The organism is Micromonospora arida (genome assembly GCF_003857035.1).
Lineage (GTDB): Bacteria > Actinomycetota > Actinomycetes > Mycobacteriales > Micromonosporaceae > Micromonospora > Micromonospora arida.
This window is the reverse complement of record NZ_QGSY01000271.1, coordinates 1-21218: the sequence shown is the minus strand read 5'-3', so window position 1 is coordinate 21218 and position 21218 is coordinate 1. Positions and strand designations below refer to the sequence as shown.

Below are 21218 nucleotides of genomic sequence, written 5' to 3'. Positions count from 1 at the left end.
CGGTAGACCGGTGCGAGTCCGGCCCCAGACCGCCGGATCGCGTTTACTGCCCGGCAGCTCGGTTTCACGTGAAACCGAGCTAGCGGCTCGCTGGCATCGACCGGAAACCCTGGGGTCGACGCTCAAGGGGAGTCGCCCCCTCCCAGGCGCGCGATATCGGTGCTGCGGTTCGATCTCCCCGTCCTGTGGCGCCCAGGGCATTCGAGCGTCCGGGCGTCCAGGCCGCGCGGGCCGGGGCTCTGCTGACACGGCCCGCGAACGAGCCAAGCCGTCGCCGCCGACGTGTGCCACATGAGCCAGCAGGCGGTCGTCGGCGACCGAATATCGGGCCAGCGGTGACATGCGGAGCCGATCGGAGCGCCCCCGTCCAATTCCGTCTCCAGTGGCCGTCGAACCCGCCGATTTGGTGGGTCGCGGACAACGACCGACTGGCCGAAAAGTTATCCACACCGGTTGTCCACAGGCACCCCCCGTTTCACGTGAAACAGCGCGTGGGAGCGGGTGCGAGCCTGTGGATGACGGCCTGTGTTCAGGATCTCGGCAGCCTGTGGATATCGCCTCTCGGCGCCCCGCGCGGCCACGCGCAGCCGGTCGACGGCGGGCACCGATCCGGTGGCCCGTGACCGCTCGAACAGGTAGGGACAGCGGTGCCAGACTCGGTTAGGGTCAGCGTCGTGCACGACAACCCTCCCTCAGTCCCGGACTTCACCCAGTGGCCGTCATTTCCCTTCGAGGGTGACCTCCACGTGAAGCAACTCGATGATCCGGTCCCGGTCGAACCGCCCCGGAAGGGCGAGGGTCTCCGGGAATGCACCGCCTGCAACGCACCCGACGACGCCTACATCTGGGTGGGCGAGCGGTGGCGGGTCCGCGCCATGGACCGGCCCACCGGCCTGCCCATGGTGCTCATCCTGGAATCGCGCACCCACCTCGACCTCGGCGACCTGCCGAACCTGCTGGCCGCCGAGCTGGGGGTGATGACCGTACGTCTGGAGCGGGCCATCCGGTCGCTCGACGGCGTGGCACGGGTGCACGTCAATCGCTGGGGCGACGGCTCGGCTCATCTGCACATGTGGTTCCTCGCCCGTCCGTACGGCCGCCTTCAGCTGCGGGGAACGTTCCTGTCCCTGTGGGACTCGATCCTGCCGCCGATCTCCGAGGCGCAGTGGCGGGAAAATCTGGCGCTCGTCGCGGCCTGGCTCGCCGAGTTCGGTGGCCGCCCGCTCGCCGAGCCGCCCCGCATCCAATGGCAGGCGCCGTCCAGTCTGCTGGCCCAGTCCGCTGCCGCCGATGCCGCTGCCGCAGCGGAGGCTGCCTCAGCGGCAGCAGCCGGGATGGAGGCGGTCTCGGTCATCGAGGCGGCAGAGGAGATCCCGGAACCAGCGCTCGACGCCACTCCTGATCCGGGCGACGCCGACAGCGGGCCCCGCGCCGAACCGGTCGTGGACCGGGACGGTGCCGGCTCGACGACGACCACCGTCACCGACCGCGCGGCTGAACCCGCCCGGTCGGCCACGGTCAGCGGTTCGGCGGCTGAACCCGTTCGGACGGCATCCGCCACCAATCTGCCCGGCATCCCGACCTCCGGCACCCGGGACTCCACCGCCGCAGCACTAGGCGGCGCAGCATCCGGCAGCGCCACCACGACGGCCACCGACGGACTCCACGTTGGCTCGGTGGAGACGGCCACCGGCGGGCCCCACGTCGGCCCGGCGAGCGGAAGCACCGACGAGGCTGGTTCCGCCAACCCGGCCGCGTCCGACCTGGCCGCCGAGGGCGCCTCCGGAGAGGCCGTCAGTAAGACCGCCCCCGAGAAGGGCGCCGGCACTCCGGGCGCGGCCGCGCGCAGCAACGGCAGCGACAAACCCGACGTACGCGCGACCCACTGATCTGGAACCGACCATGAGGTTGACCCCGACAGGCCAGCCTCATGGTCGTCCGCGGGTGGTCCGCAGGGCCGAACGGGTTGGCGGGTAGGTCAGTGCTTGGTGAGGCGGGCGGCGGCTCGGGCGACCAGGGTGCCGAGGAGTCGGCCGAAGTCCAGCCCGGCCGCCTGCACGGCGAGCGGAAGCAGTGACGTCTCCGTCATCCCTGGCGAGACGTTGACCTCCAGCACGTGCGGCTGGCCGGCTGCGTCCACGATCACGTCGACGCGGGAGAGATCCCGTAGACCGAGCGCGGTGTGTGCGGCGAGGGCCACGTCAGCGACAGTGGCGGCAATCTCCGGGTCCAGCCGGGCGGGGGCGTGCCAGGTGGTCCGTCCTGCGGTGTAGCGGGCGGCGTAGTCGTACACGCCGTTGCGCGGCACGATCTCCACCGGAGGCAGTGCCTGCGGGCCGTCGCCGAGGTCGACGACGGAGACTGCCACATCCATCCCCGGCACGTACCGCTCCACGAGCGCCGTGGAGTAGTACGCGAAGCAGCCGACCATCGCGGCGGGCAGCGCGGCGGCGTCCCGGACCACCGCCCCGCCCAGCCCGGACCCGCCCTGCGCCGGCTTCACCATCAGGGGTACGCCCAGGCGGTCGACGATTCGGTCCAGGACGGCGACCGCGCCGAGCTCGGAGAAACGATCGTGCGGGAGCGCCACCCAGTCCGGGGTGGGGATGCCGGCCTCGCGGAGCACCGCCTTGGCCGAGGGCTTGTCCCAGGCGACCCGGGAGGCCCGAGCGTCGCAGCCGACGTACGGGACGTCGCACAGATCCAGCACACCGCGCAGTGAGCCGTCCTCGCCGGTCGCGCCGTGCAGTGCGATCACCACCGCGTCCGGCGGGTCGGCCGCGAGTGCAGGTAGCAGCGCCACGTCCGCGTCTCGCAGCTCGGCCTCCACCCCGACGGCGCGCAGCGCGTCGAGCACCCGACGACCGGAACGCAGCGACACGTCCCGTTCGTAGGAGAGCCCACCGGCGAGCACCACGACGCGCAGGTCGGCCGAGATGGCGGAATCGGTCACGAGGAGGTGCTCGGCGGTCGTACCCATGCCGGCATCATGCCAAGTCGGGCCCGGGCACGTCGGAGCCGGCCCGGCCGCGTCGGCCGGCGGCTCCACCCACGGCACCGAAGACCCGGCGCATCGCGATTTCCTGCTCCATCACACCGGCCAGCCGGCGGACGCCCTCGCGGATCCGCTCCGGCGGCGGGAAGCTGAAGTTGAGCCGCATCGCGTCGGTGCCGGTGCCGTCGGCGTAGAAGCCGGTGCCGGGAACGTAGGCGACCCGGGCGGCGACCGCTCGCGGCATCATGGCCTTCGAGTCGAGCCCGTCGGGCAGGCTGGCCCACACGAAGAGACCGCCGGCCGGGGTGGTCCAGCTGGTGCCCTCGGGCATCAGGTCGGCCATCGCGTCGAGCAGGGCGTCCCGGCGTTCCCGGTAGACCTCGCGATAGACCTTGAGCTGCTGCCGCCAGGGCATCGTGCTCAGGTAGGTGGCCACTGCGGCCTGGGCGTAACCGCTGGGGCAGAGGATCTGCGCCTCGCTGGCGATGACCAGTTTGTCGCGGACCGCGTGCGGCGCCAGGATCCAGCCGACCCGCAGCCCGGGGGCGAAGGTCTTGGAGAAGGTGCTGAGGTAGAAGACGCCGTCGCGGCGGCGGGCCCGCAGGGGGGCCGGGGCCTCACCCTCGAACCCCAGCTGGCCGTACGGGTCGTCCTCGACGACGAGCAGGCCGGCGCGCTCACAGATGTCGAGCACCCGTTCCCGGCGCTCCTCGCTGAGCGTCACGCCGGTCGGGTTCTGGTAGGTGGGGATCGTGTAGAGGAACTTGACCCGCTGGCCCGCGCGAGCGAGGTCGGCGATGGCCGTCTCCAGCGCCTCCGGGATCAGCCCGTCCGCATCCATCGGTACGTGGACGACCTGCGCCTGGGCGGCCTGAAACACGCCGAGCGCACCGACGTACGTCGGCCCCTCGGCGAGCACCACGTCACCCGGGTCGAGGAAGAGCCGGGCCACCAGGTCCAGTGCCTGCTGCCCGCCCACGGTGACCACGACGTCCTCGGGGGAAGCACCGCACGCGGCGTCGATCCCGGAGAGCGACATCACCTCGCAGATCCGCTCGCGCAGCTCGAGGGTGCCCTGACCAATGCCGTACTGAAGGGTGGTCACGCCGTGCTCGGAACCGAGCCGGCCGAGCATCTCGCCGACCGCGTCCAGCGGAAGGGCGGCGATGTACGGTGCGCCGCCGGCGAGTGAGACGACCTCCGGACGACTTGCCACCGCGAAAAGTGCTCGGATCTCGGAGGCGGTCATCCCGCGTACCCGCCGGGCGTACCGGTCGGTGTAGTCGTCGAGTGTCGTGCCGGTCATGACCTCACCTCGATCGCTGCTCGAGTGGCTCCCGCCCCGGGTACCCCGCACACCGCTGACCATGGCGGCAGGCACACCGATTGTCGATCCTAGTCCGCCAGAGTCGTGCTGCCGGCGTGCCGAGGCAGATCGACCACATGGCGGACCGTCCTCGGCGTCCCCCGTTGCGGTGGGCATCTGCGCGTCCCCTCCCGTATCGCCGATCGGCGGCGTACGATCGCTCGTCGGGGGCAGGAAGGCGGCGCTGTCGTTCCATGCCGGTCTCACCACCGAGCCTATTGTGGGGATGCGCCATATGTCGCGACGTCTGGTCAGCCTGACCCTCGACACGTTGGAAGACCTCCCGCGTCCGTGCCGGCAGTGCGTCTACTGGGAGCTCGATCCGGTCTCCGCGGACCGGGCCTGCGCCGCTGGCGATCCGGGCCTGGAGAAGGAGGCGTGGGTCTCGCAGACGCTGCTGGAGTGGGGTTCCTGCGGCAAACTCGCGTACGTCGACGGCATGCCGGCCGGCTTCGTGATGTACGCCCCGCCCGCCTACGTGCCCCGTTCGATGGCGTTCCCGACCTCACCGGTCTCCGCGGACGCGGCACTGTTGATGACCGCCAACGTGGTCGCCGCGTTCTCCGGCGGCGGGTTGGGCCGGATGCTGGTGCAGGGTGTCGCCCGGGATCTGACCAAGCGTGGGATCAAGGCGATCGAGGCGTTCGGCGACGCCAAGTTCGGCGACGCGGACGACCCCGCCGGCGGTTGCGTGGCCCCAGTCGACTTCTTCCTCTCCGTGGGCTTCAAGACCGTACGTCCGCATCCGCGCTTCCCTCGGTTGCGTCTTGAGCTGCGTACGGCTCTGAGCTGGAAGTCCGACGTCGAGTACGCGCTGGAGAAGCTGCTCGGGTCGATGAGCCCCGAGACCCTGCTCCGGCCGGTCCGTCCCGCCCCGGCCACCCGCTCCACCAACGGCTGACCCCCGGCGGCGAATCAGTCCACCACCGTGCCGGCGGTCACCACGGCACGCAGTTCGCTGACGTCGAGCGATCCGGTCGGGACGTCTCGTTCGATCGGGTAGTACATCCGCTGCACCGCGGCCACGATCGCCTCCACCACCCGGTCCCGGAACCGGGGGTCGACGAGGTGGGCGCGGTCCGTCGGCGAGGTGAGGTAGCCGACCTCGACCCGGACGGCGGGCATCCGCGTGAGTCGCAGCAACTCCCACGTCTTGGCGTGGGTACGGCAGTCCCGCAGCCCGGTGCGGGCGACGATCTCCCGCTGCACCAGCCCGGCCAGGCGTTCACCGGTCGCCGAGGTCACCCCGTTGTCGGTGCCGTAGTGGTAGGTCGCGACGCCCTCCGCGTCCGGGTTGGCGTGGCCGTCCAGGTGCAGCGAGATGAACACGTCGGCGCCGAGCGAGTTGGCGAGCAGGGCCCGGTCGGTGTCCGGCAGGCAACTGTCGGGCGACGGGCCTCGGGTGAGCTGCACCCGCACCCCGGAGGCGGCGAGTCGCCCCTCCAGTCGGCTGGCCAGGTCGTGCACCAGGTCCGCCTCGGTCCAGCGCAGCGAGCCGTCGGGCACCACCATCCCGGGGTCGGTGCCGCCGTGCCCCGGGTCGATGACGACCGTCTTGCCGACCAACGCCGGCCCGGACTGCCGGATCGCGTCGGATTCGCGGAGCCACTGCGGGCGGCCACCGACCACCTTGCGGCCGATGCGGCGGAGCGCGTTCATGGTGTGGGGGCCGCAGGAGCCGTCCGGGGTGAGCCCGACCTCACGCTGGAACTGGGCCACCGCACGCGACGTCCGGACGCCGTAGATCGCGTCCGCGCGGCCCACGTCGTACCCCATCTCCAGCAGACGCTCCTGTAGCGACCGGACGTCCTCGCCGGTGAGCGGCTCGGGAACCGCGTGGTAGAGGGTGCGGGCACCGAGCCGCCAACGGGCGGCATCCAGGGCACGCCAGGTCTCCGCGCCGACGCGGCCGTCCACGCTGAGCCCGCGCGACTGCTGGAACGCGCGGACCGCCCGCTCGGTGTCGAGGTCGAACTCGTCGGTGTGCGAGCCGGCGGCGGCGAGCAGGTCGAGGCCGGTCAGGATGGTACGGATCTCCGTGACCGCGGGTCCCCGGTCACCGGGTCGGATCGGACGCACGCACGACCCCCTCTGCACGACGCTGGCTGGCCGGGCGGCCCAGGCTTGAGGCTATGCGCTCCGGGGCGGCGAGGTGGCTGGGCCGAGAAATACGTCGGCGGTACGGCCGAGAAGCAACCGAACCCCGCACCCGGCGAGCGGGTACGGGGTTCGGTTAATGTTTCTGCTGGTCAGAGGGCCGATTCGATGAGCCGGACCAGCTCGCCCTTCGGCTTGGCACCGGCGATCGACTGCACCGGCTGGCCGTTCTTGAAGACGGTGAGCGTCGGCACCGACATCACCCGGTAGGCCCGAGCGGTCTCCGGGTTCTCGTCGATGTTGAGCTTGACGATGGTGACCTGGTCACCCATCTCCCGGGCGATCTCCTCGAGCAGAGGCGACACCTTGCGGCACGGCCCGCACCACTCCGCCCAGAAGTCCACCAGCACCGGCTTGTCGGCCTGCAGCACGTCAGCGACGAAGCTCTTGTCGGTGACCGCCTTGGTTGTTCCCACTATGCCCCTCCTCCGGGATGTGTTCAGTGTTTCAGCTGAGCGTCGCGATGAACCGCTCGGCGTCGAGCGCGGCGGCACAACCGGTGCCGGCCGCGGTGATCGCCTGACGGTAGGTGTGGTCGACCACGTCGCCGGCGGCGAAGACACCGGGCACGTTGGTGCGGGTGCTCGGGGCGTGGACCTTCACGTAGCCCTCGTCGTCCAGCTCGACCTGGCCCTGGAACAGCTCGCTGCGAGGGTCGTGACCGATCGCGACGAAGACGCCGGTCACGTCCATCACCTTGGTCTCGCCGGTGTGCACGTTGCGGACGCGTACGCCGGTGACCTTGCCGTCCTCGCCGAGGATCTCCTCGACGGTGCTGTTCCACTCGACCTTGATCTTCTCGTTGCTCAGCGCCCGGTCGGCCATGATCTTGCTGGCCCGGAACGAGTCGCGGCGGTGGATGATGGTCACCGACTCCGCGAAGCGGGTGAGGAAGGTGGCCTCCTCCATCGCCGAGTCGCCGCCGCCGACGACCACGATCTGCTGGTTGCGGAAGAAGAAGCCGTCACAGGTGGCACACGCGGAGACGCCGTGGCCCAGGTATTCCTGCTCACCGGGCACGCCCAGCGGACGCCAGGCCGACCCGGTGGAGAGAATGATGGATCGCGCCCGGTAGGCGGTCTCGCCGACCCAGACGGTGCTCACCGCGCCGGAGCCGGCGTCGCCGGTGTCCACCAGCTCGACCCGGGTCACGTCGTCGGTGAGGAACTCGGCGCCGAACCGCTCGGCCTGCTTGCGCATGTTGTCCATCAGCTCGGGGCCGAGGATGCCGTCGGCGAAGCCGGGGAAGTTTTCCACCTCGGTCGTGGTCATCAGCGCGCCACCGGACTGCACGCCCTCAATGATCAGCGGCTTCAGGTTGGCACGTGCGGCGTAGACCGCCGCTGTGTAGCCGGCCGGCCCGGAGCCGATGATGATCAGGTTGCGGACCTCGTCCACTGCCGTCTCCCGAGTTGTGTGTGTTCGGCGTCGGCGCGAGCACCGATGCTGATCCGAGTCGCCGACGCCTGGGTGGGGCCGGCAGCTGACTTCCAGAACGTCATCGTACGAACCGGGGATTCCCGAGCCGGGCATCCGGTGGGTCAGGTCACGTGGGGGGTCATCGTGCCATTGACCGTGGATTCACCCTACCCGCGCCGAATACCGGCTGTCCGAGCCGGACCCGGGCACTCCGCACTCCGGGCCACTCACCCAGGCCCACCGGGCGCCGGTCGCGTCGGTGAAGTGGATGACCAGCGCCTGATCGCCCTGGAACCGCGCGTAGTCGATCACCTCGACCACCAGTGGGGCCGATCCGTGCTCCGTCGCGACGCTGGCCAGACAGCTGGTCAGCGCGGCCTCGTCGGTCAGCCGGGCCAGCTGGTCCGACCCGTCGGGAGAGGGACGGCGCCCGCCCTCGGCATCCACCTCCGGCTGCCCGCCCGGAGTGTTGCCGGTCGCCCGGCTGGCAGCCGGTGTGCTCGGTGCGTCCGTGCCGTAGGCGTCGCCGAGGGTCTGCGGGCTGTAGTTCGTACCGCTGCGCAGTGCCGGCCCGGTGGTGCGGGCAGTCCCGGCCCCCGCGACGCCCTCTGGCGCGCTGGCCGGCTGGTTCATGGGGTTGGTGTCAGCGGAGTCGTCCGACGCCCGCATCGAGAGCTGGTTGAGGCCCAGCGCGACGGCGATGACGGCGATCGCGGCGGCGGCCACGGGCGCGCCACGGCGGGCCCAGCCGCGCCGGCGGCGGCCCGGACCGGTGGACGTCTGGCGCCCCGACCCGCCGGGCGGGACGGGAGGCCGGCGACCGGACCCGCCCTGCGCCGGTACGACCAACGGTGTCGCCGCGTCGCCGTCCCGATCGAGGCTGGGCGCGCCGGCGGGTGCTTCCTCGGTCGAGGTGTCGGTCTTCGGCTCCGCGGAGGCCAATGCGGCCAGGAGGCGGTCGGTGATCGCCGACGGCATCTCCGGGGACGGCTCGGCCCAGCGGGTCAGGTCCGTCCGGACCTCGGTCACGGCAGGGGCCAGCACCGCGTACGCCTCGGCCCAGGACGGGTCCGTGGAGACCAGTTGGGCGACCTCGTCCTGCTGCGGGGTGCCGTCCAACGCCCCGCCGAGGTAGTCAGCGAGGAGGTCGACGTCGACCTCCTGGAACCCCTCGGTCGTCACGTGTCCTCCTGGTTGGCGTCCCGCCGGTATCGACCTGACCCCGATCCGACGCCTTCCACCGGGCCGGGGTTCCCCGGCGTGACGCCGGGCACGCCCGTGATCGGGGCGGTCGAGTCAGGGCGGGTCGAAGTCGTCGCGACGGCGGCGGGGCGGAGATGCCCGAGCAGCACGGCCAGCCGCGCCCGGCCCCGGGCACACCGGCTCTTCACCGTGCCCTCGGCGACGCCGAGGATGCGGGCGACCTCGGCGACCGGATAGCCCTGTACGTCGACCAGCACCAGCGCTGCGCGCTGCTCAAGGGGCAGTGCGGCGAGCGCCTCCCGGACCACCAGCACGGTGTCGTGGTCCGTCACCGGTGCCGCCGGCTCCAGCCCGCCGGTGCCGTCATCGGCCCGGTTGCCGTCCGGCAGCGGCACTGTGGGGTGCGCCTGCCGGCGTCGGATCCGATCCAGGCAGGCGTTGACCACGATCCGGTGCAGCCAGGTGGTGACGGCGGAGTCGCCGCGGAAGCGGGCCGCCGCCCGATGCGCCGACAGCAGGGCGTCCTGGAGGGCGTCGGCTGCCTCCTCGCGGTCGCCGAGCGTCCGCAGGGCCACCGCCCACAGCCGGTCCCGGTGCCGGTGGAACAGTTCGGCGAAGGCGTCCCGATCACCGGCGACGTGCGCGCGCAGCAGCTCCAGGTCCTTCGCGGCGGCGCGCCCGTCCATCACCGCGTCCAGTGCGTACGGTGCCCGGATCGGCTCACGACCCCTGGACCGTAATCTCCTGCACCCCCAGCTTGAAACCGTCCTCAGTCGGCGGCAGCTCGGTGATCCAGAACAGCAGGTACTGGTATTTCTGGTCGGCGTCGAAGCCGTTGAACGTCATTGTGGTGCCGTCGTGGTCCTCGAACGGCTGGCCGATGGCGGTCTTGTAGCTCGCGACCAACTGCTTGTCACCGCTGGAGCTGGACGGCGGGTTGGTCGTGCCGGCGAGGAGCTGGGCGGACGCGCCGGTGGCCGACAGCACCGCCTGCACCGACTTGACGGTGTGCGGCTCGCCGAGGTCGATCCAGACGCCCATGCCCTTCTTCAGATTGCCGAAGTTGGGCCTGTTCTTGTAGGTCTCGGTCTCCCAGCCCTTGTCCTCGTCACCGTCGATGACCTTGTCGGCGTCCTTTACCTCACTGCGATTGCTGCTGTCCGGGTCGATGATCCGGACGTTCTTCACGGTCAGCTTGCGCGCCGTCGCGGCGGCCGGGGTGGCGTCGCCGGCCGGGGCACTGGTGGTCGGGGCGGCGACCGTGTTGGACTGCGGGTCCTCGTCGTCGCCGCCCAGCGCGATGATCCCGATCAGCAGACCGACCAGGGCGACGGCCAACAGGCTGGCGATGCCGACGGCGACCTTGCGGCCCCCGGCCGCGGCCAGCGGCGACGGCTCCTCCCCGGTGTCGGCGGCGAACCGCAGCGGCCCGCTGTTGTCGAGGTAGTGCTCGTCCTCGGCCGGCACGTCCAGTCGCGCCAATTCGGCGGCGAGCACGTCGGACGACGGCGGCGCGATCTCGGCGTCGAGCAGGTCCATGGTCAGGTCGTCCAGGTACGCCGGAACGCCGGCCCGAACCTGGCGCGGTGCCGCGATGGCACCTCCGGCGTCGCGAACAGCGTCCGGGATGGCGGCGCGGCCGTGGCCGGCGGTGGCGCCGCGCAGTGGTGCCTCGGCGTGCGGCCAGGAGCCGGTCAGTGCGAAGTAGAGGACACCGCCGACCGCTCGGATGTCGTTCTCCTGGCTGTCGGCGCCGTCGGTGCGGGCGTCCGCCAGCACCACCCGGCCCTCATCGCTGATCATGACCGTGCCGGGGTGGACGTTGCCGTGCACCATGCCGGTCGCGTGCACCGCGGCAAGCGCGCTCGCGACGGCGTTGCCGATCGCGGTGGCCCGAGCCGGGTCCAGGGGGCCGTCGGTCGCCAGGTCCCGCAGGGACTGCCCGTCGACCCACTCGCGCACCACGTACGCCCGGTCGGCCTCGTCGATCGCGTCGTAGACGCCGACCAGGTTGGGGTGGATGACCCGGCTGGCCGCGACAGCGGCCTGAAGCATCTCGGTGGCGGAGTCGCCACCCGGGTAACGCAGAACCACGGCAACGGGACGGCGCAGGATGACATCGACCCCACGCCAGACCAGCCGACCCGCACTGTCGTTGTTGATGTGCTCAACCAGCTCGTACCGCTCGGCGAGGACTTCACCGGCCGTGGGAGCACCGAAGGTCATGACCGGAGGAGCGCTTTCGTCCGCCTCCTGACCCTCGCCGACCTGGGTCACCCGTCCTCCCTCGGTGATCGTGTCGATCGATGAACCCGAACTGCTGGGCATGTGGCTTCCCGCTCTGCCGTTGAAGGAACCGGCCGACCGGTGTCGACGCCCAGCGTCGGCCCCTGCCGTACCCGTCGAGAGCGACCTTACCCGGGTTGCCCGTCTCTCCGACATGTCATCTTCCCGCCGTACCTGGCGGGGTTCCGGCAGTCGAAGCGCTCGTCCGGTTACGACCGTTGTCAGCCACGTTGCTGGCACATGTACTAGCTAATCTACGGCTTCACCGCAAGTGACCGACGCCGGGGCTGGGATGGCGTGGCGCTTGCGCTACCTCGTACGTTCCCCCCGATCGGGCCGCCACCCTCAGCCGTACGGTTGGTTATCCACAGGCCGAAGCGGCGGCTGACCGGCGAATCGCGGAGTTATCCACAGGTGCATCCCCAGCCTGGTGATCCGTAGTCACGGTCCGTATGAGTGCCAACTTGTTGTAATCAGACGCGAACTTTCAGCGACCGAGGCGCCGGCGAACCATCCCGACCACCTCGGTGATCTCGCCGATCTTCAGCAGCATGGCCAGACCCAGGTAGGTCCCGCCGATCACTACGCCGCCGATCACGAGCTGCACGACGGCCTGCATCCAACTTGGCCTGTCGCCGCCCGGCAGAAGACTCACGACGAGGAGGCCGACCAGGGCGGCCCCCAACGCGGCGACCGCCACCCGACCGAGCGTGCGCAGGATGGCACCCATCCCGATCCGGCCCACACGGGGCCGCAGCAGCCACGCGGAGGCGAAGGCGGCGGCCAGGTAGGACACGGCGTTGCCGATCATCATCCCGGCCGCGGCGAAGTGGGCGGCGAAGGCGACGTAGAGGACCACCTGCACGCCGATCCGCAGGGCGACCACCGGGATGTTGATCAGCGCCGGGGTGCGGGTGTCCGGCAGGGCGTAGAAGGCGAAGGTGAAGAGCTGGCTGATCGCGAACGGCACCAGTGCCAGTGCCGCCAGGAGCAGCACCAGCGAGGTGTCCGCCGCGTTCTCGTCGGTGAACGCGCCGTAGCGGAACAGCGTCACGGCCAGCGGGGTCGCCAGTACGGCGTAGCAGACCGCGATCGGGGCGAGCACCGCCGAGACGGTGCGCGTGCCCCGGGAAAGGTCGGCGGCGACGTCGGAGTACCGGCCGTCGGCGGCGGCCGCGCTCATCCGGGGCATCAGTGCAGTGATGATCGAAACGGCGATGATGCCGTGCGCCATCATCAGCAGCAGGAACACGTTGTTGTAGATCAGCGGGCCGGCAGCGTTCTCCTTGCCTGCCCGGTTCAGCAGGTTGAACAGCACGATCAGGCCGACCTGGCTCACCGCGACGTAGCAGAACATCCAGCCGCCGAGACGCCCCAGCTCCCGTAGCCCGAGAGTGCGGAAGTCGAACCGGAACTTCCACCGGAAGCCGACCTTGCGCAGTGCCGGCAGGAGGCCGGCGGCCTGGATCGCGACGCCGAGCAGGGTGCCGCCGCCGATCAGCAGGATCCGGCCGGTGGTCATCTCGTCGGGCCGGACGATCTCGGCCCCGAAGATCGCGATGTACAAGCCGGCGGTGGCGATCACCACGATGTTGTTGAGGATCGGCGCCCACATCGGCGCGGCGAAGTGCCCCCGGGTGTTGAGCACCGCGCTGATCAACGCACTGAGACCGGTGAAGAAGATCATCGGCAACATCAGGTACGACAGTGCCTTGACCAGGCTCCGGAAGTCGTCGCCCGTGTTGTCGCCGGCGTAGAGCTTGGTCAGCAAGCCCGCCGACAGCACGGCCAGCAGGGCTGCTCCCGCCAGGGTCAGCACCGCCAGGGTCAGCAGCCGCTGGGCGTACGCCTGCCCGCCGTCGGTGTCGACCCTGCGCCGACGGACCAGCACCGGGATCAACACGCTGGTGAGGATGCCGCCGAGCAGGAACTCGTAAACCATGCCGGGCAGGATCTGCGCCGTGGTGTAAGCGTCACCTACCAGCGCTCCACCCAGCGCGGCGGTCAACGCCAACGTACGCAGGAAGCCGGTACCCCGGCTGACCAGGCTGCCGATCGCCATCACCGCGCTGTTGGCCGCCGCGCTCGCCTCGCCCACCTGCTCCTGCGGCGGCGCGGTCGACTCCATGGCCGGCTGATTCAGCGGCTCGGCGGAGATGAAGGTGGCGCCGTCCCCGGGACGGGCACCGGGGCCGCCATCGTTCGCGGCGTTGGCGCTGCGGTAGAGCCCGCCGCTCATCTCCAGCCTCCCAGGGGTACGTCGAGTCGGACACCGACCCGCACGCCACAGACCATAGTCAACCCGCACCCGTTACCCGCGCCCGGCGGATCGGATCACACCTCGGCCCGATAAGCTGGCGATCCCATGTCCGAAGCCTCCGCTCCTCACGCCGCCGACCGCCGCGAACTCACCGCCGCGCAGCGCAACGCCGTCGCCGAACTGCTCCGGGTGTCCCCGGTCGCCGACGAGTTGGGCCGCCGCTTCGTCCGCGCCGGTCACGAGTTGCACCTGGTGGGCGGTTCGGTGCGGGATGCCCTGCTCGGTCGACTCGGGGACGACCTCGACTTCTGCACCGACGCGCACCCCGACGAGACCCTGCGGATCATCAAGGGCTGGGCCGAGTCGATCTGGGAGACCGGTCGGGAGTTCGGCACCATCGGCGCTCAGCGCGACGGCCTCCGACTGGAGATCACCACCTTCCGCGCGGAGTCGTACGACCAGGTCAGCCGCAACCCGGTGGTGGTGTACGGCACCAGCCTGGACGAGGACCTGAAGCGGCGCGACTTCACGATCAACGCGATGGCGGTCAGCCTGCCGGACCACCGGTTCACCGACCCGCACGGTGGGCTGGACGATCTCTCGGCCAAGGTGATCCGTACCCCGAGCACGCCTGGTGAGTCGTTCGGCGACGATCCGCTGCGGATGCTGCGGGCCGCCCGGTTCGCCGCCCAGCTGCGGTTCGCCGTCCACCCGGACGTGCACCTGGCGATGACCGAGATGGCCGCAGACCTCGACCGGATCACCGCCGAGCGGATCCGCGACGAGTTCACCAAGTTGCTCTGCGGCGCAGACCCGATCACCGGGCTGCGGCTGCTGGTCGACACCGGGCTGGCCGATCGGTTCCTGCCGGAGCTGACCGGCCTGAAGCTGGAGATCGACGAGCACGCCCAGCACAAGGACGTCTACGAGCACACGTTGACGGTCGTCGAGAACGCGGTCTCCTACGAGGAGGACGGCTGCGACTTCATCCTGCGGATGGCCGCCCTCCTGCACGACGCGGGCAAGCCGGCGACGAAGGCGGTCGGGTCCGACGGCCGGGTCAGCTTCCACCACCACGAGGTGGTCGGCGCCCGGCTGACCAAGGCCCGGATGAAGGCGATGCGGTACCCGAAGGAGGTCACCGCGAAGGTGACCGCGCTGGTCGCCCTGCACCTGCGTTTCTACGGGTACGGGCGGGGCGAGTGGACCGACTCGGCGGTGCGCCGCTACGTCGCCGACGCCGGTGACCTGCTGCCCCGCCTGCACAAGCTGACCCGCTCCGACTGCACCACCCGCAACCGGCGCAAGGCCGCCCAGCTCGCTGCCGACTACGACGCGCTGGAGGATCGGATCGCCCGGATCGCGGCCGAGGAGGACCTGGCGCGGGTCCGACCCGACCTGGACGGCAACGCGATCATGGAGTTGCTCGGCGTACCGCCGGGGCCGGTGGTCGGGCGGGCGTGGAAGCACCTCAAGGAGCAGCGCCTGGAGCACGGCCCGCTGGACCGTGACGCCGCCGAGGCGGAGCTGCTGCGCTGGGCCCGCGCCGAGGGCCTGATCCCCTAGCGCTTCGAGCCGAGCGACGATCGATGCCGACGGGCGCCACCCCCGAACCGGGAGCGGCGCCCGTCGGCGTACACCGTCAGCGGGTTTCGACGGCCTTCCCGTCGACGGACGCGGCGCCGTTGCCGGCCGGAGTGGACGCCGAGCCGAGCCGTGCCAGCAGGCCGGGCAGGTCGATCCCGGTGAGGTCGCTGCCGAGCTGGAGGCCCTGGGCCACGTTGCCGGCGACCGACTTCGTGAGCGACGACGCGCCGTCGGTGGAGATGACGGTCATCTTGTCGATCGCCCCGATCGGTGCGCTGGCCGCCTCGACGACCTGCGGCAGCACCTTGACCAGCAGGTCCAGCACGGCCGCCTCTCCGTACGCGGCAAACGCCTCGGCCTTGCGCGCCATCGCGTCGGCCTCGGCCTCACCCTTGGCGAGGATGGCCGCGGCCTCGGCCTGGCCTTCCCGCTCCACCGCCTCGGCGATGGCGGAGCGTCGCCGCTGCTCGGCCTCACCCTCCTTGGCACCCTCGATGGCGTTGGCCTCGGCGAGCGCGGCCCGCCGGGCCCGCTCACCCTCACCGGTGAGGCGGGCCTGCTCGGCGGAGGCCTGCGCGGCGGCGATGACGGACTGGCGCTGCGCGTCGGCGTGCAGCACCGCCGCGTTGCGGGACGCCTCGGCCTCCTGCTCCACCTTGTACCGGGCCGCGTCGGCCGGCTTGCGAACCTCGGTGTCGAGTTGGCGCTGCTTGAGTTCGGCGTTGCGCTCGGCCACCTTCTGCTGCTCGGAGAGGATCGCCTGGTCCCGTTCGGCCTGGGCCAGCGGTCCGGCCGCCGCGGACTTCGCCTTCGCCGCGTCGATCTCGGCCTGGATGCCGGCCTGCTTGAGGGCCAGGTTCCGGTTCGCCTCGGCGATGGCCTCCTCGGCGAGCAGGCGCTCCTGCTCGGCCTGCTGCCGGGCCCGGGCCTCGGCGATCGCCGCGTCCTTGAGCACCCGGGCGGCCTCGGGGCGGCCCAGGTCCTGCAGGTAGGAGCCTTCGGCGAGGATGTCCTGGAGCTGGAAGGTGTCCAACACCAGACCCTGGTTGGTCATCGAGTGCTCGGCCTCCTCGGCGACGGCGCTGGCGAACGCCGCCCGGTCCCGGATGACCTCCTCGACGGTGAGCCGGCCGACGATCGAGCGCAGCGCGCCGGCCAGCACCTCCCGGGTGAAGTTGTCGATCTCGTCCTGCTGGTGCAGGAACCGTTGTGCGGCGGCCCGGATCGCGTCCTCGGTCCCGCCGACCTTGACGATCGCCACGCCGTGCAGGTCGGCGCGGATGCCCTGCTTGCTGACGGCACCCCGGATTCCGACGTCGATCCGCCGACTGGACAGGTCGAGCGACTGGAGCTTCTGCACCACCGGCAGCACGAACACCGAAGCGCCCAGCACGACCTTCTGCCCGGAGTTGTCGGTGGACCGCCCGCCGTCGGCAGTCTGCGTGGTGCGGCCCTTGCGACCGGTGACGATGAACGCCTCGTTCGGACCGGCCACCTTGATCCGGGAGAGCACGAAGAGCACCAGGATGAGCACGAGGAGGACCGCGCCACCGATGGCGATGAGTAGGGCCATATAAAAAGTCCCGTCTGTGAGGGGGAGATCAGTAGGTCTCTACGTGCACGCTGGTCTCGCTGAGCGCCTGCACGACGAAGATCTGGGCGCCGATCGGGATCGGCTGATCCGCGCGGGCGCTGAGCTTGACCGGTTGGCCGGCGAGGCGAATGCGGACCTCGCCGTACCCGTTGGCCGGCACCGGGGTGACGACCAGGCCGAGCGCGCCGACCAGGTCGTCGCGGGTGGGCGTCCGGTCGGTGCGCATGTTCCGCGCCGCCCGACTCAGCCGCGACGCCAACCAGCCGGTGGGCACGGCCGCGAACACGCCGCCGGCCACCGCCCCGACGACCATGCCAGGTGTACGCGCACCAAGCAGTTCGTTGACGATGGCCGCGCCGAACCCGAAAGCCCCGGCGAAGCCGGCGACGGTCTCGACCGAGATCGGCCCGTCCACGTCGGCGTGCCCGAAGTGAAGCAGCTCGGTGCCGAGCAGAGCGAGCGCGAGCACACCGATGCCCGCCCCGCCGATGATCAGAAAGATGAGCGTCCCCGTTGCCACGACCTTGACGGTATCGACGCCGCGCAACGCCGAACGGCCTGACAGGACGCGGAGATGATCTCCCGATGCGGGTCGGGAGTGGCGCTCGGCCCCGACGCCGGAGGCCGGGCCGGCGAGAGAGTCCGCGTCGGGGAGAATAGGTGGATGCGCTGGGCCGTGCTCGACTCACCGATCGGTGAGTTCTCGGTGGCCACCGACGGCACGAGCGTCTGCGGTGCCCGCTTCGGCCGGCTCGAGGCGGCCACCGACGAGCCCGATGACGCGCTGTCCCGGCAGGCCGTCGACGAGCTGCGGGCGTACTTCACCGGCAAGCTGACCACGTTCACCGTTCCGGTGTCGGTGCCGCGCGGCTCCGACTTCGAGCGCGCCGTGTGGCGGGAGATGACGCGGATCCCGTACGGGGAGACGCTGACGTACGGCGAGGTGGCTCGCCTGGTGGGCGACCCTGGGGCGGCACGGGCGGTGGGAGTGGCCTGCAACCGCAACCCGGTCCCGGTGATCGTGCCGTGTCACCGGATCGTCGGGGCGGGCGGCAAGCTGGTCGGCTTCGGCGGGGGCCTGCCTCGCAAGGTCACGTTGTTGGAGCTGGAGGCCGGGGTCGCGCTGCGACGCGCCTGGTCCTGAGCCTTCCGGCGTCGGCGGTGGCATCACCGGGCGCTGGGCGACCCTTCCGGTCCGGCGGCGGGTGAGGTCCGGGCGGGCCATGGCGGGTCGATCGAAGTCCGCGGCTGGAAGAAGGCGTTGGCCGACGGCAGGGCCAGCAGGACCAGCGCGGCGAGTATCGCCGCCGGCGCGCCCAGGCCCAGGGTGAGCAGTAGGCAGGCCAGCGCGACGATGCGCGGCCGAGGAGGTCGGGCCGGGTGCCGGCCCGTCGAGGTCGTGCTGGTGCGGGAGACCATGAATCGATTATCGATAGCTTCCCCCGCCCCCCGTGGTCCCGAAAACGGTGGCGGAGGTCACGGGACAGCGCTCGTACCCCGGGAAGCCGACCCACGTGGAAGGGCCGGGTCCGCATGGACCCGGCCCTTCCACGTGCTTGATGATTCAGCGCGTCAGCGCGTGACCTCACCGGCGATGAACTCCTCGACGGCCTGGTGGGCGTCGTGGTCGGCGTACTGCACCGGCGGGGACTTCATGAAGTACGACGAGGCCGACAGGATCGGGCCGCCGATCTTCCGGTCCAGGGCGATCTTCGCGGCCCGGACCGCGTCGATGATGACGCCGGCCGAGTTCGGCGAGTCCCACACCTCGAGCTTGAGCTCGGCCATCAGCGGGGTGTCACCGAACGAGCGGCCCTCCAGGCGGATGTACGCCCACTTGCGGTCGTCCAGCCACGGCACGTGGTCCGACGGGCCGATGTGCACGTCGCTCTTGCTCATCTCGTGCGGGATCTGCGAGGTGACCGACTGGGTCTTCGAGATCTTCTTCGAGACCAGGCGCTTGCGCTCCAGCATGTTCATGAAGTCCATGTTGCCGCCGAAGTTGAGCTGGTACGTGCGCAGCAGCTCGACGCCGCGGTCCTCGAAGAGCTTCGCGAGGGCGCGGTGCACGATGGTGGCACCGACCTGGCTCTTGATGTCGTCACCGACGATCGGCAGGCCCGCGTCCTCGAACTTCTTGGCCCACTCGGGGTCGGAGGCGATGAAGACCGGCAGGGCGTTGACGAACGCGCAGCCGGCGTCGATCGCCGCCTGGGCGTAGAACTTGGCGGCCTGCTCGGAGCCGACCGGCAGGTAGCAGACGACGACGTCGACCTGCGCGTCGCGCAGCGCCTGCGCCACGTCGACCGGGGTGGCGTCCGACTCCTCGACGATCTCGCGGTAGTACTGGCCCAGACCGTCGAAGGTCGGACCGCGCTGCACGCTGACGCCGGTCGGCGGCACGTCGCAGAGCTTGATGGTGTTGTTCTCGCTGGCGACGATCGCCTCCGCGAGGTCCATGCCCACCTTCTTGGCGTCCACGTCGAATGCCGCGACGAACTCCACGGCATTGACGTGGTAGTCGCCGAAGGCGACGTGCATGAGACCCGGGACGCGGTCGTTCGGGTTGGCGTTCCGGTAGTACTCGACGCCCTGAACCAGGGACGAGGCGCAGTTACCCACACCGACGATGGCGACGCGGACGGAGCCCATAGCGTCTGCCTCCTTCTTTTCTGTCACGGCCGCTCATTCCTGGTCTCTCCAGGCGGAGGCGGGCTGTTGTCTTCTCGTCGGCCGCCGGCTGTCCCGATGTTCGGGACCGTCGGGGCTCGGCCGGAGCGCTCGTTGGCGATGAGCTCCTCCAGCCAGCGGACCTCGCGCTCACAGGCATCAAGGCCGTGGCGCTGCAGTTCCAGCGTGTAAGCGTCGAGGCGCTCGGCCGCCCGGCCCAGCACGTCACGAAGCCCTTCGCGACGCTCCTCGATCTTGCGGCGGCGACCCTCCAGAATGCGCAGTCGGGTCGCCTGGTCGGTCCGGGCGAAGAACGCGAAGTGCACCCCGAAGCCCGTGTCGTCGTACGTCTCGGGCCCGGCCTGTGCGATCAGCTGGGCGAAGCGTTCCTTGCCTTCCGCGGTGATTTTGTAGACCACCCGACCTCGTCGGCTGGTCAGCGCGGGAACCTCCTCGGCAGTGGCGGGTGTCTCAGCAGCCTCGGTGATCCATCCCGCCGCCTGCAGCCTGCGTAGCGTGGGATAGAGCGAGCCGTAGCTGATCGCCGCCCGGATCGCGCCGAGTTTGGCGGTCAGCTCCTTGCGCAGCTCATAGCCGTGCATCGGAGACTCCTGCAGGAGGCCGAGGATGGCGAACTCAAGCACTGGCCACCCTCTCTTTACCCTCCGGCGCGGAGTGGTAACCGCCGCGATGTATCGGACCGATACATCGCACGTTAGCGGGTCGTGCGGGCCAGGGCAAACCCCCGTTCCGAGATGCTGCCGTCACGGATTGTGAGCGTGGTCGCCTGGTCGGGCCGGACCGCGTACCCTTCTCCGCATGCGTACGCAGCGCCAGGTCGTCGACTACTCGCTTCAGAAGCGAGCAGTGCTGCGTGAGCTCCTGGCCGGACGAGTCGGCACGTACGACGTCTGCGACGCGTCGCCGTACCTGAAGAACGCCGCTCGGTTCCACGGTGAGCCGACCGACCGGCGCTGCCCGATCTGCCGCAGCGAAAACCTGACCCTGGTCCACTACATTTACGGTGACGAACTCAAGCAGTCCGCCGGACAGGCTCGGACACTGACTGAGTTGCCCGTGCTGGCGATGACGCTGCGTGAGTTCCAGGTCTTCGTGGTGGAGGTGTGCCTCGGTTGTGACTGGAACCATCTCGTCGAGCAGTACCTGCTCGGCCGGGACGGTCTGACCGGCGACAGCGACGGCATCAGCGAGCAGGACGCGGCGGGCGCCGGAGGCGCCGGTCGGCGGAGGCGAGAGGCGCAACGGTGATCTCAGCTGGTTGGACCGGCCCCGGGGCCGTAGACGAAACCCGGGACGGCCGACCGCTTGTTGGCCCGATTGGCCCGATTGATACGGCAATGACCCCGGTCGGCCGGCACCCCCATGCCGGCGCCCCGGGTGAAGCAACTCACGGCAACCCGGTGGCGGCGCAGCCGCGCCCCACCGCGACCGGCAGGGTGTGAGGAATGAACTCGTACGGCGATCCCAGTTCTGCGCGCGGACGGACCCAGCACTCGGGTCCAGACGGTGACCCCGGGCCGGGCGCGGACGACGCGTACCGCCGACCCGGCGGTGATTCCGGCGGGAGCGGCTGGTCAGCCTCGGACCGAGGCGCGGCAACCCCAGGCCGGGCCTCGGTGACGCCGCGGGCTGCCGGTGGTCGCGCCACGGTCGGCGGTTC

The 21218-nt window shown here is 70.7% G+C and carries 18 protein-coding genes and 1 pseudogene; 5 read left to right on the top strand and 14 right to left on the bottom strand.

Going from position 1 to position 21218, the window contains the following annotated elements:
* Positions 1 to 899: 899 nt before the first annotated feature.
* Positions 900 to 1266, top strand: a pseudogene (locus DLJ58_RS35220) (hypothetical protein); the annotation flags it as partial.
* A gap of 712 nt (positions 1267 to 1978) precedes the next feature.
* Here DLJ58_RS35220 and DLJ58_RS26925 read toward each other — a convergent pair.
* Both DLJ58_RS26925 and DLJ58_RS26920 read right to left on the bottom strand, forming a co-directional pair.
* The gene (locus tag DLJ58_RS26925) at positions 1979 to 2980 is read right to left on the bottom strand and encodes a D-alanine--D-alanine ligase family protein (protein ID WP_124860444.1); all 1002 of its coding nucleotides are present in this window, start codon (positions 2978 to 2980) and stop codon (positions 1979 to 1981) included.
* A gap of 7 nt (positions 2981 to 2987) precedes the next feature.
* Complete coding sequence (locus DLJ58_RS26920; RefSeq protein WP_112584007.1) at positions 2988 to 4301, bottom strand: aminotransferase-like domain-containing protein; 1314 nt, start codon at positions 4299 to 4301, stop codon at positions 2988 to 2990.
* A 295-nt stretch (positions 4302 to 4596) separates the two neighbouring features.
* On the opposite strand from DLJ58_RS26920, the gene DLJ58_RS26915 reads away from it, so the two are divergent.
* On the top strand, positions 4597 to 5262 hold the full coding sequence (locus DLJ58_RS26915) for a GNAT family N-acetyltransferase (protein WP_091396576.1): 666 nt from the start codon (positions 4597 to 4599) through the stop codon (positions 5260 to 5262).
* A 14-nt stretch (positions 5263 to 5276) separates the two neighbouring features.
* On the opposite strand, the gene DLJ58_RS26910 is transcribed toward DLJ58_RS26915, so the two are convergent.
* The 7 genes from DLJ58_RS26910 to murJ form a co-directional block, all read right to left on the bottom strand.
* On the bottom strand, positions 5277 to 6440 hold the full coding sequence (locus tag DLJ58_RS26910) for an N-acetylmuramoyl-L-alanine amidase (protein WP_124860442.1): 1164 nt from the start codon (positions 6438 to 6440) through the stop codon (positions 5277 to 5279).
* 170 nt (positions 6441 to 6610) lie between these two features.
* Positions 6611 to 6934 (bottom strand): thioredoxin, encoded by a 324-nt coding sequence (trxA, locus tag DLJ58_RS26905; RefSeq protein WP_030331849.1) that lies wholly within the window; start codon positions 6932 to 6934, stop codon positions 6611 to 6613.
* A gap of 31 nt (positions 6935 to 6965) precedes the next feature.
* Positions 6966 to 7916 carry a thioredoxin-disulfide reductase gene (gene trxB, locus DLJ58_RS26900; RefSeq protein ID WP_124860440.1) on the bottom strand — a complete coding sequence of 317 codons (951 nt, stop codon included), beginning with the start codon at positions 7914 to 7916 and terminating at the stop codon, positions 6966 to 6968.
* Between the two features lie 183 nt (positions 7917 to 8099).
* The gene (locus DLJ58_RS26895) at positions 8100 to 9119 is read right to left on the bottom strand and encodes a hypothetical protein (RefSeq protein WP_124860438.1); all 1020 of its coding nucleotides are present in this window, start codon (positions 9117 to 9119) and stop codon (positions 8100 to 8102) included.
* Positions 9116 to 9826, bottom strand: coding sequence for an RNA polymerase sigma factor SigM (gene sigM / locus DLJ58_RS26890; protein WP_124860436.1), 711 nt, complete (start codon positions 9824 to 9826; stop codon positions 9116 to 9118). Before sigM ends, DLJ58_RS26895 begins: the two co-directional genes overlap by 4 nt.
* A gap of 34 nt (positions 9827 to 9860) precedes the next feature.
* On the bottom strand, positions 9861 to 11468 hold the full coding sequence (locus DLJ58_RS26885; RefSeq protein ID WP_124860434.1) for a protein kinase family protein: 1608 nt from the start codon (positions 11466 to 11468) through the stop codon (positions 9861 to 9863).
* Between the two features lie 445 nt (positions 11469 to 11913).
* Positions 11914 to 13665 (bottom strand): murein biosynthesis integral membrane protein MurJ, encoded by a 1752-nt coding sequence (gene murJ / locus DLJ58_RS26880; RefSeq protein ID WP_124860432.1) that lies wholly within the window; start codon positions 13663 to 13665, stop codon positions 11914 to 11916.
* Between the two features lie 126 nt (positions 13666 to 13791).
* Here murJ and DLJ58_RS26875 point away from each other — a divergent pair, with 126 nt between their 5' ends.
* Entirely contained in the window at positions 13792 to 15252 is a 1461-nt protein-coding gene (locus DLJ58_RS26875) for a CCA tRNA nucleotidyltransferase (protein WP_124860430.1), read from the top strand.
* A 76-nt stretch (positions 15253 to 15328) separates the two neighbouring features.
* Here the strand turns inward: DLJ58_RS26875 and DLJ58_RS26870 are convergent, their stop codons facing one another.
* Positions 15329 to 16846: a flotillin family protein gene (locus DLJ58_RS26870; protein WP_124860428.1), complete on the bottom strand. Its 1518-nt coding sequence runs from the start codon at positions 16844 to 16846 to the stop codon at positions 15329 to 15331.
* A 28-nt stretch (positions 16847 to 16874) separates the two neighbouring features.
* Positions 16875 to 17432, bottom strand: a complete 558-nt coding sequence (locus DLJ58_RS26865) for a hypothetical protein (RefSeq protein ID WP_124860426.1) — start codon at positions 17430 to 17432, stop codon at positions 16875 to 16877.
* A 99-nt stretch (positions 17433 to 17531) separates the two neighbouring features.
* Here DLJ58_RS26865 and DLJ58_RS26860 point away from each other — a divergent pair, with 99 nt between their 5' ends.
* The gene (locus DLJ58_RS26860) at positions 17532 to 18011 is read left to right on the top strand and encodes a methylated-DNA--[protein]-cysteine S-methyltransferase (protein ID WP_124860424.1); all 480 of its coding nucleotides are present in this window, start codon (positions 17532 to 17534) and stop codon (positions 18009 to 18011) included.
* Between the two features lie 23 nt (positions 18012 to 18034).
* Here DLJ58_RS26860 and DLJ58_RS26855 read toward each other — a convergent pair whose 3' ends face one another.
* The 3 genes from DLJ58_RS26855 to DLJ58_RS26845 form a co-directional block, all read right to left on the bottom strand.
* The gene (locus DLJ58_RS26855; RefSeq protein WP_124860422.1) at positions 18035 to 18286 is read right to left on the bottom strand and encodes a hypothetical protein; all 252 of its coding nucleotides are present in this window, start codon (positions 18284 to 18286) and stop codon (positions 18035 to 18037) included.
* Positions 18287 to 18439: 153 nt separating this feature from the next.
* Complete coding sequence (locus DLJ58_RS26850; protein WP_124860420.1) at positions 18440 to 19519, bottom strand: inositol-3-phosphate synthase; 1080 nt, start codon at positions 19517 to 19519, stop codon at positions 18440 to 18442.
* Between the two features lie 23 nt (positions 19520 to 19542).
* Complete coding sequence (locus DLJ58_RS26845) at positions 19543 to 20181, bottom strand: PadR family transcriptional regulator (protein WP_030331823.1); 639 nt, start codon at positions 20179 to 20181, stop codon at positions 19543 to 19545.
* A gap of 175 nt (positions 20182 to 20356) precedes the next feature.
* Between DLJ58_RS26845 and DLJ58_RS26840 the strand changes: the two genes are divergently transcribed.
* Positions 20357 to 20806: a DUF5318 domain-containing protein gene (locus DLJ58_RS26840; protein ID WP_091396619.1), complete on the top strand. Its 450-nt coding sequence runs from the start codon at positions 20357 to 20359 to the stop codon at positions 20804 to 20806.
* Positions 20807 to 21218 lie beyond the last annotated feature (412 nt).